Annotated in this window: 11 protein-coding genes; all 11 read left to right on the top strand. The window is 38.9% G+C overall.

The annotated features are described in order from the left end of the window. Positions 1-21 precede the first annotated feature (21 nt). The 11 genes from L6W14_RS14305 (at position 22) to L6W14_RS14255 (ending at position 17,018) form a co-directional block, all read left to right on the top strand. Positions 22-1,668 (top strand): serine/threonine protein phosphatase, encoded by a 1,647-nt coding sequence (locus tag L6W14_RS14305; protein ID WP_227744911.1) that lies wholly within the window; start codon positions 22-24, stop codon positions 1,666-1,668. A 1-nt stretch (position 1,669) separates the two neighbouring features. After that, complete coding sequence (locus L6W14_RS14300; protein ID WP_371824153.1) at positions 1,670-2,947, top strand: normocyte-binding protein; 1,278 nt, start codon at positions 1,670-1,672, stop codon at positions 2,945-2,947. Beyond that, positions 2,938-3,633 carry an iron-dependent peroxidase gene (locus tag L6W14_RS14295; protein WP_081977432.1) on the top strand — a complete coding sequence of 232 codons (696 nt, stop codon included), beginning with the start codon at positions 2,938-2,940 and terminating at the stop codon, positions 3,631-3,633. Before L6W14_RS14300 ends, L6W14_RS14295 begins: the two co-directional genes overlap by 10 nt. Positions 3,634-3,656: 23 nt before the next feature. Further along, a complete protein-coding gene (locus L6W14_RS14290) occupies positions 3,657-6,305 on the top strand; it encodes an acetate and sugar kinases/Hsc70/actin family protein (protein WP_237898245.1) in 2,649 nt (882 codons plus the stop codon). A 42-nt stretch (positions 6,306-6,347) separates the two neighbouring features. Beyond that, positions 6,348-7,121 (top strand): hypothetical protein, encoded by a 774-nt coding sequence (locus L6W14_RS14285; protein WP_036075048.1) that lies wholly within the window; start codon positions 6,348-6,350, stop codon positions 7,119-7,121. Between the two features lie 74 nt (positions 7,122-7,195). Then, the gene (locus L6W14_RS14280) at positions 7,196-7,837 is read left to right on the top strand and encodes a hypothetical protein (RefSeq protein ID WP_131520635.1); all 642 of its coding nucleotides are present in this window, start codon (positions 7,196-7,198) and stop codon (positions 7,835-7,837) included. Then, on the top strand, positions 7,837-9,348 hold the full coding sequence (locus L6W14_RS14275; RefSeq protein WP_036075052.1) for a phage baseplate assembly protein V: 1,512 nt from the start codon (positions 7,837-7,839) through the stop codon (positions 9,346-9,348). The genes L6W14_RS14280 and L6W14_RS14275 overlap by 1 nt, the downstream gene beginning before the upstream one ends. 15 nt (positions 9,349-9,363) lie before the next feature. Next, on the top strand, positions 9,364-10,461 hold the full coding sequence (locus L6W14_RS14270; RefSeq protein WP_237898244.1) for a pentapeptide repeat-containing protein: 1,098 nt from the start codon (positions 9,364-9,366) through the stop codon (positions 10,459-10,461). Positions 10,462-10,511: 50 nt separating this feature from the next. Then, a complete protein-coding gene (locus tag L6W14_RS14265; protein WP_036075054.1) occupies positions 10,512-11,009 on the top strand; it encodes a hypothetical protein in 498 nt (165 codons plus the stop codon). Positions 11,010-11,079: 70 nt separating this feature from the next. Then, on the top strand, positions 11,080-11,478 hold the full coding sequence (locus L6W14_RS14260; RefSeq protein ID WP_036075055.1) for a DUF4280 domain-containing protein: 399 nt from the start codon (positions 11,080-11,082) through the stop codon (positions 11,476-11,478). A 29-nt stretch (positions 11,479-11,507) separates the two neighbouring features. Next, positions 11,508-17,018 carry an RHS repeat-associated core domain-containing protein gene (locus tag L6W14_RS14255; RefSeq protein WP_237898243.1) on the top strand — a complete coding sequence of 1,837 codons (5,511 nt, stop codon included), beginning with the start codon at positions 11,508-11,510 and terminating at the stop codon, positions 17,016-17,018. Positions 17,019-17,020 lie beyond the last annotated feature (2 nt).

The following is a 17,020-nucleotide window of genomic DNA, read 5'->3' as shown; positions in this document are numbered from 1 at the left end:
ACATGTTAAGGAGGAGTAATCATGAGAAAAGAAAACAGCGACTTTAAAACTAGTTTTCTATCTGAAGCTGGTTCATTTTTGCAGAACAAAGATTACTTTGCCTATACAGAGCTCGACGATGTAGCCTGCTGGGTAGCTGTAAAAGGGTTAGATTCTGATCAGGAAATAAGTAGCGCAGAACTTGCTGTGAAGGCAATTTTGGAAAAGTTTATGGAAAAACCATCTATGTCCAGGAGAAGTATTAAAAAATATCTAAAAAATGCGCAAGCTATACTTCAGGCTCAAAGCTTAAGGGTGAGATTAAAGGCAAGTATTGTTATCGTCATATCAGATTACTCAAAAATGATTGTTGCAGTCGCGGGAAATTCGAGGCTATATCATTTTCGAAATGGTACTTTATCGTATAAAACTACTGATCAAAGCTTAGCGCAGGAGATCGTAAACAGCAGAAATCGTTCACTGGATATAAGCCAGCACGAGGAAAGAAGCAACCTACTAAATTATCTTGGTAAACCTGAAGATTTTAAGCCCTTTGTGTCTAAGAAAATGAAGTTATTGGATGGAGATGTGTTAGTGCTTTGTACGGCGGGCTTTTGGGAGGATGTTAATGAGATTGAAATGGCCGACGCACTGGAGGACACGAAAGACCCTGAGCAATACACGGATTTATTGGAAGAGGTGCTTCTAAGTAGGCAAAGGAAGGTTGTAAATAATTATACAATTGCCACTATATTTGCTAATAAGGTTTATCAGGAAACAAATAAGAAAAAAATGAAGTACATTAAAATGATTGCTGCCGCATTAATCGTAGCGTTAGTCGTTGGGGGCAGTACTATTTTTTATCAAGCGAAGCAAGCCAAAAAAATGGCAGAATTAACCGTTGAAATGAAGGACCATGAAAAGAGCGGAAATCTTTATTTTCAAGATGGAAATTATGAAAAAGCGCTTCTGGAATATAGTGAGGGCAGAAATGCAGCCAAAAAATTGAAGGATCCAATACATAGAAATTTACTGGCTAAAAAGTTAAGAATTACTGATCTCATCTTAAATGGAGATAAATCAGCTGAAGCAGGAAAATTTACAGATGCTCTTGAGCAATATGAAAAGGCTAAAAAAGAAGGAAAGCTCATTAAGAACTTTGGAAAGGAAGCTACTGAGCAAAGAATAGCGAATATGGATACGATTGTTCAAATTGCTGAAGCTGTGAAGGATGGAGATTTTCGATTTGAAGCAGAAGATTACAATGGGGCACTTGAAACATATGAAAAGGCAAGGAAAAAGGCCCTCACCATCTCCTATACGGGCGAGCCTCAAATAAAGACAAAAATAGAAGAGACAGAGGCTAAAATTGCTGAATTGAAAAAGGCCCAGAAGGAATTGAAGGCAGAAGGTTTAGAAAAAAGTGGAGATCAGAGCTATGCACGTCAAGAGTACGGAAAAGCGATTGAATATTATACACTTGCACAGGAAATTTATCAGGAGACAGAGCTACTGTCAAAGGTTTTAGGTCTTGAGCGAAAGGTTATGAACGCCAATGATAAATTAAATCCACCTCCTCAGGCACCGGCTACTGATATAGACCCATCTTACGAAGCGGCAATACCATTTGAAGAAGGAGCAGCTGCTAATGAGTCATCTGATGCTGAAGTGATGAAAGAGGGAAAGTAAAGTGATAAAAGAGCTCATGTTTGAACGGTTACGCAAAATAGAGGATTTAGAGCAACGTCAACTGCTAAAAGATATTGTCAGTGGCGTTTTTGTAAATTTAATTGACTATCAGGATGAAATGAATAGAAAGCTTGAAGAGCGAGTATTTAACGAAATAGAAGATGTTGAGAATAGGTTTGACATTTATGTCACGCTTAGTTCAAAGGAGGATGTTGACCCGATTCATCAATGTTTATTTCCGATGCGACCAACTGATTTAGAAACGAAAGCAATCGATACAGCCAAATTACTTCAATCGTTAAAAAACAAAGAACAAGCCGTCCTGTGTACTTTATTTCTAGAGTGTGACTCGATACAAATTCAGCAGTTATTAGTTGAGAAACGACGCTTTAACGGAACTCTCATCACAACAGAAGGACAACTAGAGATAAAGGTAAGCCTTTCAAGAAATTCAGACTATTTGCAAGAAATCGATCAGCTATATCCGATATTCCAAATTAATGGATTGCCATGGAAAACCATTAATCACCCATACGCCTATAAATTTTTGGATGTACATTTAGTGGATTGTCCACCTTTCAATGAAGATAATGAAATCATTGAGATAATAGTTGATTTAGAGGAATACGAGCCAAAAAAGAGAGTGGACATGGTTCCACTATGGAATATTGAGCGACATGAGGTCAAGAATGTGGGGTTCCCCATTCCTGCTATCGATAAGGTCAATTATGAGCATGTCCTTTCAATCCGCAAAATTGGCAACGAGCATGGGTATCTTGTTGAAGCGGATGAGGAGAATGTTCGCTACGTTAAACGTTCAGATAATGAATTAACCATTGTTTCACCACAAGACAAATCAGGGGTTTGGCAGTTAATCAAAATTGCAAAAATGGAAGATGAAAAAATTGGAAAGCTTCATTATGAGCTTGTTTCCAATCGACGAATAGAGCATTTTATGCACAAATTTGCTAGTAAGTATACTGCAAATGTTAAAACGAAGGGGGAGATTACTAGGATGATTAACTCCTTCGAGGCAGCTGTTAGCGTTGAGCTAGTAGATGTGGAGATAGTGGACTCTTTTTCAAGAGCAGGTTTTACGCATTCAGTAAACCCTTTCTTAACAGAAATGATAGGAGAAAATAGTCATAAAAAAACGATGCTACTAAAGTTTAAGGCAAAAGAGAAAAAAGATTTTATAGCAAATGATATTTTGAGCTTTTTAGTATCCGAGGTACAGCGACATTTCTTTGAATATAAATGTGTAGGTGTGTGGCTATGAATTATATTTGGGATTTGCTCATTAAAGCCGAGGATGAAGGACTTTCTAAAAAGGATATAAATTTTCACCTTGCCGAGACATATTCGCCCTATATGGAGCTTAGTCCACAGTTTTTAAATACACAGTTGGTTGAGCAGCACGTCGAAGTAAATCCGTACTATCGCTACTTTGATATTTTTAACAATCTTTTTCACCCGGATAATACATCTGATAGAGCGTTTAGGGAATATTTTTTTGACATCGTACTGCATTTCTTAGCTGACATTGATCGTATGCAGGGGATGAATAAAAAAGAGTTTTTTATTCGCTTTATTTTAAAAGATATCGAAGCCAATGTATTTGGCAATGTAGTACGTCATAATATTTGTTCGTTTTCAAAAAAGGAACAAGAAATCGTGGTCCTGAACATGCTGAGACTGTACCAGACCGGGGATGAAATTTACTTATTAAAGGATACGCTAAAAAGGCTCTTTAAAGGTTGTTTCATCTATGTAAAATCAGAGGAGCAAGATGAGCTGCTTTTATATATACGTCAGAAGAAGACAGAGCAGAATGAGCAAAAGGTACAGCTCATACAGGAAATATTTTTGCCTATCAGCTTCCATATAGAGGTTTATTGGCAATATCACTTCGGCATAATCGATGCAGAGGAAACAATGAAGCTAGATCGAATAGCTCTTTACTAAACAGGGCAGAGGAGGGATTCGTAATGACGACTAAATATTCATATAAACTGTATGCGAATAAGCGTTATACAGAAAAAAAGTTTATGACCTATACAAGAGTAGAATTAATGGAAATGACAACCTTCCAGCTGAGGAATATTTGTTATAAGGAAAAACTTGTGACAGGGCTTATTAATACATTAACCAGAGACGAGTTAATCGACAAAATTTTACGATATCGTGGCGCTGAAGAAAACCCTCTAATTAAAGAAAGTAAGGATGGGGGATTCGAAAGAGTAGAAGCGGCTGTGCAGCAGTATTTAAAAACACCACTGTCTGACAATGGTGAGATAAAAATTCCTGCCAAAATGAGCTTATATAGCGGTATGAAAATTGATAAGCCAGACCAGTATTTCGTAGAAACAGGAGGATTTCTAGTTGAATCCAATGTACTGCTAGTCAATGAGCAGCTAGATCTTTGCGGCATCCTTCATGTTATAAAAGACGATCAGCAGCCAAACAAGTACTATTTTGCGGCAGATGAGGCACTAGAAATTCGAAAGACTAACAATAAAAACTACAGCTTTATATTTTTACGAAAGCAAGATTCTGAGTATATCTATAAGACTTACTATCAGGAGACCCCACTTCCGCCTACAAACCTTCACTACTATAAGGTTCCAATACCAGATTTAGAGATTAAACAGCTGGAAACAACCGATGCGATTCTTGCCATTGATTTTGGAACTACCAATACAACGGCTGGTGTTTACTTAGAAAGTGATTATGTCTCTTCTCCTTGTAGCCATGACCTATTAAATGACAGAATTCAGCTAAATAGCATTAATTTTGTCCAGTTTCCAGATCCGCTTCACCAAAATGAATGGATCGAAGTAGTGCCGACAGTCATGACAGTGGCAGATTGCTCAAATCAAGATCAAGTGAGCTATTACTATGGCTATGAAGCGTTAAAAATGATGAAAAAAAATAGCTACACTTCATTGGCAACGAAATTCCAAGGCATTAAACGCTGGGTTAGTAATTATGCCAAATTGGAAGAGATAATGGATGCGAACGGAAATACAGCACTTGTTCCGCGAAGTCAGATATTAAGAGAGTTTATGCTTTATATTATTCAAATGGCAGAACATCAATTTAAATGTCGCTTCAAGCATTTACATATTTCCAGTCCTGTAAAGCTGAAAAATCAATTTTTAGATATGTTTCAGACAATTTTACCTGAATACAACATCGAAACAGAACATGCTCTCGATGAAGGGATGGCGGTTCTTTATAATACAATCGCCAATCAAATAGAGAATAATAGCTTCTTGGATGGGAAGGAATATAAGGCACTGGTCATTGATTGTGGTGGTGGAACAGCCGACCTTTCCTCCTGTAAGTTTCGAATAGAGGATGGACATATTTCATACAAAATTGATATTCATACAACCTATGAAAATGGAGATACCAATTTTGGTGGCAACAATATTACCTATCGTATTTTCCAATTTATGAAGATTGTCTTTGCCAATTACTATAGTCGGGGAAAAAGTGCTTATGATATTGATGCACTCATTGATATTCCAGGCAAGGATATTTATCGATATGTAGACGATCATGGGGTTGACGAGGTATACAAACAATTTGAAAAAGCCTTTTCAGATGCTGAGTATATCATTCCAACTCGCTTTAAGGAATATGAAAATCGCACACGTGATGAATACTTACGTGTCAGAAATAATTATTATTTCTTATGGGAAATGGCAGAGGAAATGAAGAAGGAATTTTTCCGTAAAACAGGCATTTTAAGAAGCCGCTTTTATTCGGACAGTGATATGCAGCACGATAGCGATTTAAATGTGACAGCAGTAGATCGATGGTGCCTATCTCTGCTTGAAAACAATCAATTTAAGGAAGTTTATGATTATCCAAATGTCTTTTTCAACATAAAAGAAATTAATCATCTTATAAAGGCTGATATTTATGATATTGTGCGTGAGTTTTTAGAGGAATTTTATGAGAGTGGTCTTTTGGGCGAATACTCTATTATTAAATTAACTGGACAGTCCTGTAAGATTGATGCATTTCGTGAGGCCTTAAAAGAATTTGTACCCGGACGAAGCATTGAATTTAGGCAAAAAGCTGAAAATATTGGTAAAGTGCCAGAATTAAAGCTTGCTTGCCTTAGAGGAGCACTGCGTTATTTAAATGCGAAAAAGATAGGCATGATTGAAACAAAAGTGACAAATCATGCTCCTGTTGTACCTTATGCTGTAAGTGCCTTTACACATAATCGCCAGGAAAAATTACTTATTAGTAGCTTAGAAAGGCTAAACCAAATTCATGGTACTATTTCCCGTCCATGGGGTGTAACAGAGGTGGAGTTTTTCCTAACTGGCAGTGACAATCAGTCATCCTATAAATACACTTACTTTAATCGTCCTGAGAATTTTAAGCCTGTTCTTTATGAAAATATTGCGGCAAACTATTACGATAAAATTCCACAAGACGAGACGGATTCTATCATGAATGGCGAAGTGAAATTCTTTGTTTTTGCAGGCGAAGATCATTGGGGCTTTCATGTGGTGCCAGTAGCACGAAAAGACGAACAGCTGTTTATTGGAAAGAAGGAATTCTTCGCCTTTGAAGCTGATTTATCGGAACTAGATTTCTTTGACGGATTAAAGTAGAGCAAGCTCACGTGATAAAAAAGAAAAGAGGTGGGTGACAGCTTGTTTGCTAATCAATATCCACATTTTCATAAAGGTCGCATTTTAAAGCGAGAAATGCTGGAGAATTTGCGAGATTACCCAAGAGATTTTTTAGATTTATATTTTCAAGATTATTCAAACGGCATCATTGCTGGTGTCCATATTATTGTAGCGGATACACGTCTTATCATTACAAAAGGCATTATTAAGCATAAAGGAAGGCTCTATATGCTAGATAGTAGCTATGAGCTTCCTTATGAAGCTACAGGAAGTGAAACGATTTTAAAAGTGCGATTTGCTGAAGAAGCAAATGACTTAGACTTTAGCAATTACAGAACAGAGATTGTCTTAGACGATTCGTTAGAGCTTGCTCATAATGAACTAGAATTAGCGCGCTTTAAATTAAAATTAGGTGCCAAATTACGCTCACAGCATACCGATTTTTTCGACTTTGCGACAGAATATAATACTGTTAATTATCTTCATTGTCAGTATGCAGGGCTGGAAAAAAGCACCTACCATCCACTCATTTTGCAATACTTTTCGCGAGAGCTTTTAAAAAATCGACCCACTAATCCGTATGATATTGCCTTTGCCTTAGAGTGCTTAAATCAGGAGAGAGTGCAACGAGATGTAATTGATTTCTATATTTGCAACCGGCTAGAGTTGGACTATCAATCTTTATCTAATAGCCAAATTCATAAATATTTAAATCGCATTTTGTTGGAATCTAAGGGCAGTAGTCGGATGAAAGGGGTCGGTCAAGGGCGACCTAAGCGCATGATAGTTGATTAATAGTCTACTAGTGAATTAAGAGGTTGGCTAGTTAGAGGAAGATAAGAAATACGAATAACAAAGGAGGGGAAAAAATGAATTTCATGGATGAAGAAGTCATTGAGATGACGAAGCATGCAAGGCAGAAGAAACGACTGGAGAACATTGAAAACCAATTGTTACATACTGACATCGTTCAAGCCATTAAAGAAGGCCAGCTAACGATTGAAGATGAAATGATTGAATTTGCAGAGAGTAGTTTTTATGAGGACCAAATTCGGATGTTTATCCCTACAGCTTTTGAAGAGATGGAACCTGAATTAATGGATATTAAATATCCATCAAGCCGTAGACCCGATTATATCTACACAAGTGAAAGTACATCTATTAACATCACGATGAAAATGATGGAGCAACAGATTCAAGAAGAGGAATTAGAAGATTTCACACATACGATGATGAATATCCTTCGAAAATTACAGCCAGATGCTGATATGTTAGATATTGGCATAAAAGAAGTGGATGGTCGTCAAATCGGCTATTTTGATTTCATTACGAAGGCTCTAGATTCTAAAATTTACAATTTAATGTTTTTGTTTATGGTAGGCGATAATGTAGCAACAGGCTCGGTCAATTGCTTGAAATCAGAAATACCTATTTGGCAACCCATTGCATACGGCATGATGGAATCAATCTCAATCGAAAACAAATCATTAGATGGAGAAGGTGTTGTTTGATGGAGCGAGTAAATAAGGAAACAGCTTTAACGTATAAAGATATGGTTGTGATGCCCTATAATATCCGCGTTAGTGAAATCGAAATTACACAACAAATGAACGAGCATGCAACATTGCGTTTAACAGGCGTGATTCCAGATGAACTTGAAGATTCCTACGTCTATATGACAGATGCAGAAACAGCCATTGAAGTATTACAAATTGGTAGCAATGGACAATCCACACCTATATTTAATGGGCTTGCGTTAGATGTCCAAGTGAAAATGGTTATGGGTACGTATTATTTGGAGGTTAAAGCCGTTTCACATACGTATAAGTTAGATGTGAAGAAGAAAAATCAAACATATCAAAATGCAAGCATGCCCTATAGTGAATTAATCAATGTATGTATTGCCGATCAACCAGGCGCGGATTTTATGGACCATGTCACAAAGGGGGCTAGTCTTGGTAGCTTCACGATGCAATATTTAGAGACCGATTGGGAATTTCTTAAGCGAATGGCATCGAGATTTCATACAGGCTTGGTGCCAGATACCATTCATGGGGCGGCAAAGTTCTACTTCGGTGTACCGTTTCAACCGGGTAACACACCAAAAATGGATGCCCTTAATTACCGAGTTAAAAAAGCAATCGGCAACTTCCTAATCTCTAGTAAAAATCATCTCGATAGCATTACGGATAGTGACTACATGTACTATGAGGTGGAGTCGACTCAATCATTCAAAATAGGTAATGAAGTTACTTTCCAATCAATGAAATTGTATGTTTATAAAATTGTCTCAAAGCTAAAAAATGGTTTATTAAAGCATATCTATACGTTAACACCACAAAATGGCTTTAGTGTTCACACGACTTACAATCAAGCTATTATTGGTGCCTCTATTCAAGGAAAAGTAATTGATGTGGCTGGGGACAAAATTCGTATTCATGTCAATTTTGATGAGGGGCAAGAAAAGGACACGGCCTATTGGTTTCCATATTCAACAATCTATGCATCGGAAGATAATACAGGATGGTATTTTATGCCTGAGCTATCTGACAACGTTAGAATTTATTTCCCAAGCAATCGTGAGGATGAAGGGATTGCCATTAGCTCCGTATCAAAAGCACCTCCCCAATCTGGAGCAATGTTAGCAGCAACGAATCCTACTAGTCAAGATGGTGGTGGGCAATCAGGTGCTACAGCGCCAGAAGATAGTCGCCAAGACCCGATGCGAATGGCTGACCCAGATGTGAAAACACTGAGAACGAAGCATGGGAAACAAATTCTACTAGCTCCTGATCGGATTGTCATTTCTGGTGGGGGATTAATGATTTCACTTATGGATGATAATGGTATTTCAATCATAAGTGATAAAAATATTAACTTAAAAGCAACAGATAAAGTCGTCATCAATGCGAAGCAAATTATGATTAATGCAAATGAGAAAATTGAGATGACGTGTAAAGATAATTCCATCAAGATGGAAGACAAAATGGAAATTAAGGGAACGGAAGTACGAGCAAATTAGTGAGGAAGTGGATGCATGAAACGAGAAGAAGCATTACAGCATTTTATGGATGAATGCGTGTCAGTTCATGTCAGCCGATTGCAAGAGAAAGTTGTTCGACGGTTTCGCCAAAACAAGGAACTTTTGCTACAGCCAATCATTCACTCCCTTGAACAGTTGTTTGCGAATATTAGAGAGCAGCAAAGGCAGGGAAGATTAGCATCTGTTGCTTTTATTCATTTTTCATTGCTAAGAACGTCTTTGCTAGAAAACAAGTTTACGTATTTGCTAGAAGCCTATGGAGAAGCTTGGTATTACGAATGGACAGAATGCACGGCACAGTATGAAGCGGATTGGCTGAGTGAGGCAATTACAGAGTTACAAACAATACTTGAAAAAGAAAGAAAACCCTATCTCAGCATTCAAGCAGCGGACGTTCGGGTCATTATTCAGCAGACAGTTATCCTATTTCATCACTTTATCATTCAATTGATACGCTATCTCTTTCGCTATCAAAAAGAATGCGTACCAAAAATCAATTTTCAACGAACAGCGTGCTTACGTTTTCGTGTCGGTGAATATAAAGGGTTCAGTGAAGATGTTGCAATCATCGACGAACGGGAACGTGAGGAGAAGAACCTTCTTTTATGGTTAGAGAACAAAGAGACCGACCAATCGTATACGTTTGAAAACTTCTCGAACCTTCCCTTACAGCAGAAAGATTTCAATCAGCTGGACTTCTCCTATGCGAATTTCAAAGAGAGTAATTTAGAAGGCTCCTCATGGAAACACAGTGTATGCATTGGTACTAGTTTTCAACAGTGTAGATTAGCCAATGCTGATTTTTCATATGCAGCCATTCAAGATGCTGATTTTCGACAGGCTAATTTAGCAGGCGCGAATTTTACTCATGCGCAGGGAAAAACGCTAAGGCTTTCCAATTATGAAGTTGCGAGCTATCTTGGCACAGATTTCAGTAATGCGAATTTAGAAAATGCAAGATTTGAGTTTGCGCAGATGGCAGGTACCAATTTTACAGGTGCCAATCTAAAAGGTGCAACCTTCTTTAAACGCGATCAAGAAAAGTATCTATTCAGCCCAGAACAGATAAAAGACATTCATTGGATTCATTAACTTTGTACAAAAGTGATGAAGGGAAGCAATGGTGGTTACAGGAGGAAAAGATGGAGTATTTTATTCTTCGGCAAGATCAAAGTATTACTAATCCAATTATTCCTATGAAGACAGACCTCGATGATGATTTTGTCTGTTCGTCTGTTTTTGGAGAAGTGATAGAAAAAGAGAATGCACTCTATTTGGATTATTTAGAAAAGCCTCGGAGAATCGTGTCTGAACAATTAAAAAAGTTATTAGTAAAATACGAGGATAACTTAGCATTTACGGCCATTGTTTTTACGGATGTTATGAAAGGAACACAGCGCATCTATTGGCTTTTGGACATTGTGAAAAAGCATTGTATTTCACATGAAACGACGTATTATCCAGACGGACGCATAAAGGAGCTTGTGATTAACCCCAAAAGTGTGGAATTGGATTGTATTTTTCAGGTTGATGGCAAAAGGGAATCTTTTACCATCGTTAATTTGGATGTAGCAGAAAGTCTCTTAAGGCGATCATTTCTTGGAATTCAGCTACAGCGAGTAAAGCTAGAGAAACGATAAATTATGAAACACTGTAGCTACAGTGTAAACGCGAAAATGATCACAAATAATCTGAAGGGAAGGATAGCAAATGGCTCAAGTTGTAGAAAATTTGGAGACAGAGGGTTCGGGACAAGAGCAATTTAGTTATGTGGTACATGGAGCAATCATTTCCTGTGAGCATGGTAGCCATCTGAATTATTTAAATTTACCACAGGATCATGGCGTTTATATAAAAGGCAAAGCCGTTATGAATGTAGGCGATCGAAACCCTGAAAATATCCCAACCTTTGGTGTTTGCTTGAAATTAAAAAAGCCGTGTACGCCAGCATGTTCCATCGACTGGATGGAAGGGATGGAAAATGTCAATATCGAGGGGAAGCAAGCGCTATTAAACCGTTGTCATACGCAATGCTCTGCAGGCGGAGGCAAAATCGATATAGTTCATGATGGACAAGAGGATTTGGAAATACCAAAACAAGGTTTTTAAAAAATAAATTGCTTGAAAGGAGGTAAGCAATGACAACGCTAGAAAAAAAAGAAGTCCACATGATTAGTACGTATGAGGATCTTGTGCTTGAATGGCCTTATCCTCTTATTCATTTAGATAAACTAACCATTAAACATAAAGGCAATGACCATGCGAGATTGTACTTTACAGGAATGATTGCTGAAGAGCAAGCACAAAAGTATATTCAAAGGGTCAGTCATACTGATGAAGTGGTTGTGAAATTTGGACGAGAGCAAGGTATTTTGTTTTCAGGACGAATCGAAAATGCAGAGTTACAGGCTGTTCAAGGTGTGCATTATGTCTTAGTTGAAGCGGTATCGTTTACAGCAAACATGGATATTGAGAAACGTTCCCGGTCTTTCCAAGATGCGACTATGACGTATGTAGAGTTAATGAATCATATTGTGGGAGCCTACCCTCAGGGTGATTACATCGACCATGCTTCTAATAGCCAAGCCATTGGTCATATTTCCATTCAATACTTAGAAACAGATTGGGCATTTATTAAAAGAATGGCCTCAAATCTAAATGCGGTTGTTTTCCCAGATTTAAAAGGAAAAGGGCCGCGATTTTGGTTGGGTACACCGCAAAGTAGGAAAAGCATATCAATCGACCATTTACCTTCCACAATACGAATGGATATCGATACGTATCGGATGATTACTGAAAACGATGGCACTGATGTAAGCGAAATCGATTATACTTTTTGTGAGTTTGAAAGCACAGAGGCCTATGAGCTAGGCACTACAGTCCAATTAAAAGGAAGATCCTATGTTATTACGGCTCGGGAAGTCTGTCTTGAGGGTGGTGTCTTAACGTTTCACTATACTGCCCAACCAGAGAAAAGTATTCGCCAGCGATTGGTACGCAATTTAGATCTTATTGGGGCAGCTTTTACAGGAAAGATCATCGATGTCACACAGAACACGGTGAAAATTCATTTGGATATTGATAAAAAACAAGATAAAGCAAAGGCCCATTGGTTTGCTTATTCTGCCGATGCGAATGGGGTTATGTATTTAATGCCTCAAATAGGAGCACGTGCCCAATTACATTTTCCGAGTGCAGTGGAAGAAGAGGCTATCGTTATTAGCTCTGTCCGGGTTGACCCAGTCACACCTGAGGGTGGTCAAAAGCAGACGAAGAAAATGGCGGACACGACCGTTAAATCATTAGCGACCAATGCTGGGAAAGATGTGACATTAGGTGTTGGGGATATTACCTTTAGTGCAGTAGATGGGGTATTGGACTTAAAGATGGATGATGGAGAAGGTGTAACATTTCTTAGTAACAGTACCATCATGCTTGCAGCGGACGAAACACTTGACATTAGCGGTATGAAAGAGCTATCTGTAGAGGCGGAAGAGTGGATTGCCATTTCAGCAAAGGAGCAAAGTCATGTAATCCTTGCTGCTGACACACAGTTAATTAGTACACTTATTGATCAGGAAGGTACAGAGAAGAAAAGCCAACCTCCGAAGTTAAATGAAGAAGCAATCGAAGCTACGTCGAAAGTTGACGTCATTTTCCCCCAAAAGGCAGAGGTGAAAAAAGAGAAAAAAGGCTTTTTTAGTAGTTTATTAGATGGTGTAAGTTTGGCACTGGATGTAGCTGGATTCATTCCTGGTATAGGGACAATTGCAGATATTGCGAATGCAGGTATTAGTTTAGCTCGGGGAGACTATATGGGCGCAGCCATGAACTTAGTGGGGGCGGTTCCAATAGTTGGTGATGCAGCAAAAACAGCATACAAGGCCAAGAAAGCAGCAAAAGTGGCAGAGGCAGCGAGTAAAACGGCAAAGGCTGCGGATAAGGCAGTTGATGCTTCAAAAGCAGTTAAAGGGATGAAAGCAGCTTACACAAAAGTATCCAAGACGCTAGATACCGTATCAGCGGTAGCCAACAAGGGCTCAAAGAGCGTCAAGACAGCAGCAGATAAAGTCATCGCCTCCATGGACGAAGTGCTAGCTGTTTCGAAGGCAGTAGACGGTATGAAAGCAATGGCCAAAACAGAGCTAACGAAATTTAACCATGGGGTATTAAAGAAATTTAATTGTACAAAAGGGTTAAGTGATAAATTCTGTAAAAAAGGCTTTGAACCTGTTGATTTAATTACAGGACGAATGATATATGAAGGTGTAGACTTTGAGCTACCTGGACCAATCCCTCTTTCATGGGAACGAGCTTGGTACAGTGATAGTAGCAGGGTTGGCTTGTCAGGTCATGGTATGCACTTTATCTACGATCTTGCCTTAGAGATATTTGAGGAAGAAGACCTGATTGGGATTGTAGTAACAGATGGTCGTGCAGTTGGGTTTCCAATTTTACCAATAAATTTGCCATATTTTAATAAAAAAGAAAGAATGACCCTGATGAATACAGGGGAAGAGTATCATTTGTTTGAGCATGATACACGATTAATTTATGCATTCGAACAAGTAACAACCTCAACATACCGATTAAAAGAAGTAAAAAATGAGCAAGAGCACCATCTTCAATTCGCCTATAACAATAAAGGTTTCCTATCTCAAGTAACAGATAGCGTTGGCAGAATTCTAGATGTTACGACCAATGAGGCAGGAAGAATGACAGAAGTTGCCTTACGTAATCAGAACAATCGTGAAGTATTGGTGCGCTATGTTTATAATGATGTTCAGGATCTAATCGAAATTCAGGATGCATTAGGTCAGAGCACGCATATAACCTATGTGAATCACTTAATGATGCAAAAAATCGACCGCAATAAAAATAGCTTCTTCTGGCGCTACGATGGCCCAACAACAGGGGCACGAGTAATCAGAACATGGGGAGATGGCAATGTTCTAGCAGGTGAGCTTGCCTATTTCGACGGCTATAATGAAATCACTAATAGTTTAGGACATACAAGCTATTACTATTTTAATGAAGATAACTTGTGTACGAAAATTGTCTATCCAGATGGCAGTGAAGTCAGCTATCAATATAATGAGGACTTTGAATTACTCCAAGAAGTAGATGAAGATGGCCGCACAACAACATTCAGCTATGATGAATGGGCAAATCCGGTAACCATCACTCTTGCAGATGGCAGTACATTATCCTCACAGTATGATACTAAGGATAGGCTCATTCAAGCAGTTAACGCAGAGGGCGAAAGTCGTCAGTGGATCTATAATGAAGACGGTACATTGCAGGCAATTATGTTAGAAGACGGTACAAAGACTGAATTTTCCTATAATGAGCATCGTTTAATTGACACAGTGACAAATGCGCAAGGTCATATGGTAAGCTTAGCGTATGATGCAGATTTGAACTTGAGCCAAGTGACATTACCAGACGGGACAAGCTCCACTTGGACATATGACCGCCGAGGTAACTGCATTAGTACAACCAATCCATTAGGGGCGACAGAGAAGTTCCGTTACGATCACTTGAATCGCCTTGTTCGCGCAAATCTTTCAGATGGTAACGATGTGCAATTACAGTACAATGCCTATGACGATATTATTTTTGCGAAAGATAACCATACGCAAGTTGCCTTTGATTACACGATTCTTGGTAGCCTAACGTCTCGAAAACAAGGTGGTAAGAAAGTACAATTCACTTATGATACAGAGGAGCAATTAACCGCTGTGATCAATGAAAGAGGCGAAGCATATACGTTTGAACGTGATACGAAAGGCCATATCATCAAGGAAATCGGCTTTGATGATATGGAAAAAACGTATGAGCGAAGTCCAGCAGGATTGGTTCAGCGCATCCAACGTCCAGGAAATCGTTGGACAGCGTATCAGCATGATGATCTAGGGAATGTCATACGATCAGACTACTATGATGGCACATGGGAAACGTTTGCCTATGACAAAAACGGCTCGCTAAAAGAAACGGAAAACGACCATGTAACCGTCAAACTAGAACGAGACCCATCCGGCCAAGTCATCAAGGAGTGGCAAAATGACCAGTGGATTGCCAGTAGCTATGACGAGTTAGGCAATCGCTCCCAAATAACAAGCAGCCTCGGTGACAAAATCGATGTCATGCGTAATGAGCTGGGCAATATCTTACAAATGACTGCCTCTCGCTCCGAGCAAGCCCAGTGGACAGCCTCGATGCAATACAATGAACTCGGGCAAGAGATTGAGCGAATCCTGCCAGGGGATGTCATCAGTAAATGGCAATATGACATCACAGGTAGACCAACACACCATCGCGTAAGTAGTCAAAGCCGAAATACGCGAAGACGTGTGTATAATTGGGATGTGAATCACCAATTACGCAGCATGGTCAATGAGCTAACTGGTGTAAAAGTAACGTATGGTTACGACGAATTCAGTAACCTCGTCTGGGCCAATCAAGACAGTAAATTTGATTTCTTATACCGTAGCGTCGATGATGTCGGCAATCTATATGAAACAAAAGACAAAAAAGATCGTGTTTATGGTGCTGGCAGTAGATTACTAGAATCACAAGATGCCCAATTCTCTTATGATGAAGAAGGAAATCTCGTAGAGAAAGTCGAAAAGAATGGTGATACGTGGAAGTATGAGTACTATGGCAATGGCATGTTGTCGAAGGTCATTAAGCCAGATCATACGGAAGTTACTTTCAAGTATGATTCATTAGGTAGGCGAATAGAGAAGCGTTCTGAGGATAAGGCAACGCATTTTGTATGGGATGGCAATACGATTCTGCATGAGTACTCCACACAGAATGTTGCAGATACTTTAGACAATCTGAATTCTTCACAGACTGATACCGATATAGCAGATGATCTTGTTACATGGGTGTTCAATGACGGCTTCGTCCCTTCTGCAAAGATTACGAGTGAAGGTCATTATAGCATTATTAGTGATTATCTTGGAACGCCTGTTGAAGCCTATGATGAAAAAGGGAATAGGGTTTGGACAGCTGAACTTGATGTTTATGGACGAGTGAAAGAGTTCACTGGTGAGAAAGACTTTATTCCATTCCGTTATCAAGGGCAGTATGAAGATGTAGAAACAGGATTGTATTATAACCGATTCCGATACTACGACTCAGATGTGGGGATGTATACTCAGCCAGACCCGATTGGGCTTGCAGGGAATAACCCAACGTTGTATGGGTATGTTAGAGATCCGCTTATGGATATTGATCCATTTGGGTTGATAAATTGGAAAAAAATTAGTTGGACTGCTACTCGACCAAAGGGTACTAAACAAACATATGATGTATATCAAAGGGATGATATCGACTGGGATAAAGTAAGAACACTTGGTAGTGCAAAGGGGAGAGGAATGACAAATAGAGATGCGGCGAATAAATATGGATTAGCACCTCAACTTGCTGATGGTAGCTTTGTAACTTTACATCACTTAGGTCAAGATTCGAGGGGAGCATTAGTAGAGGCAAGTACTCGATATCATGGAGTAGGAAAATATGGGCAGGATATATTGCATAGCCAATTTGGAAGAAACAAGCCACATCCTATTTATCCAATAAATAGACCTCAATTTAATGTTGATACTAGAGAATATTTTAAAACACGATGTAAAAAATAGAA

The organism is Lysinibacillus sp. ACHW1.5, from assembly GCF_022014815.1.
GTDB classification, from domain to species: domain Bacteria; phylum Bacillota; class Bacilli; order Bacillales_A; family Planococcaceae; genus Lysinibacillus; species Lysinibacillus capsici.
This window is presented reverse-complemented; position numbering and strand designations above follow the sequence as displayed.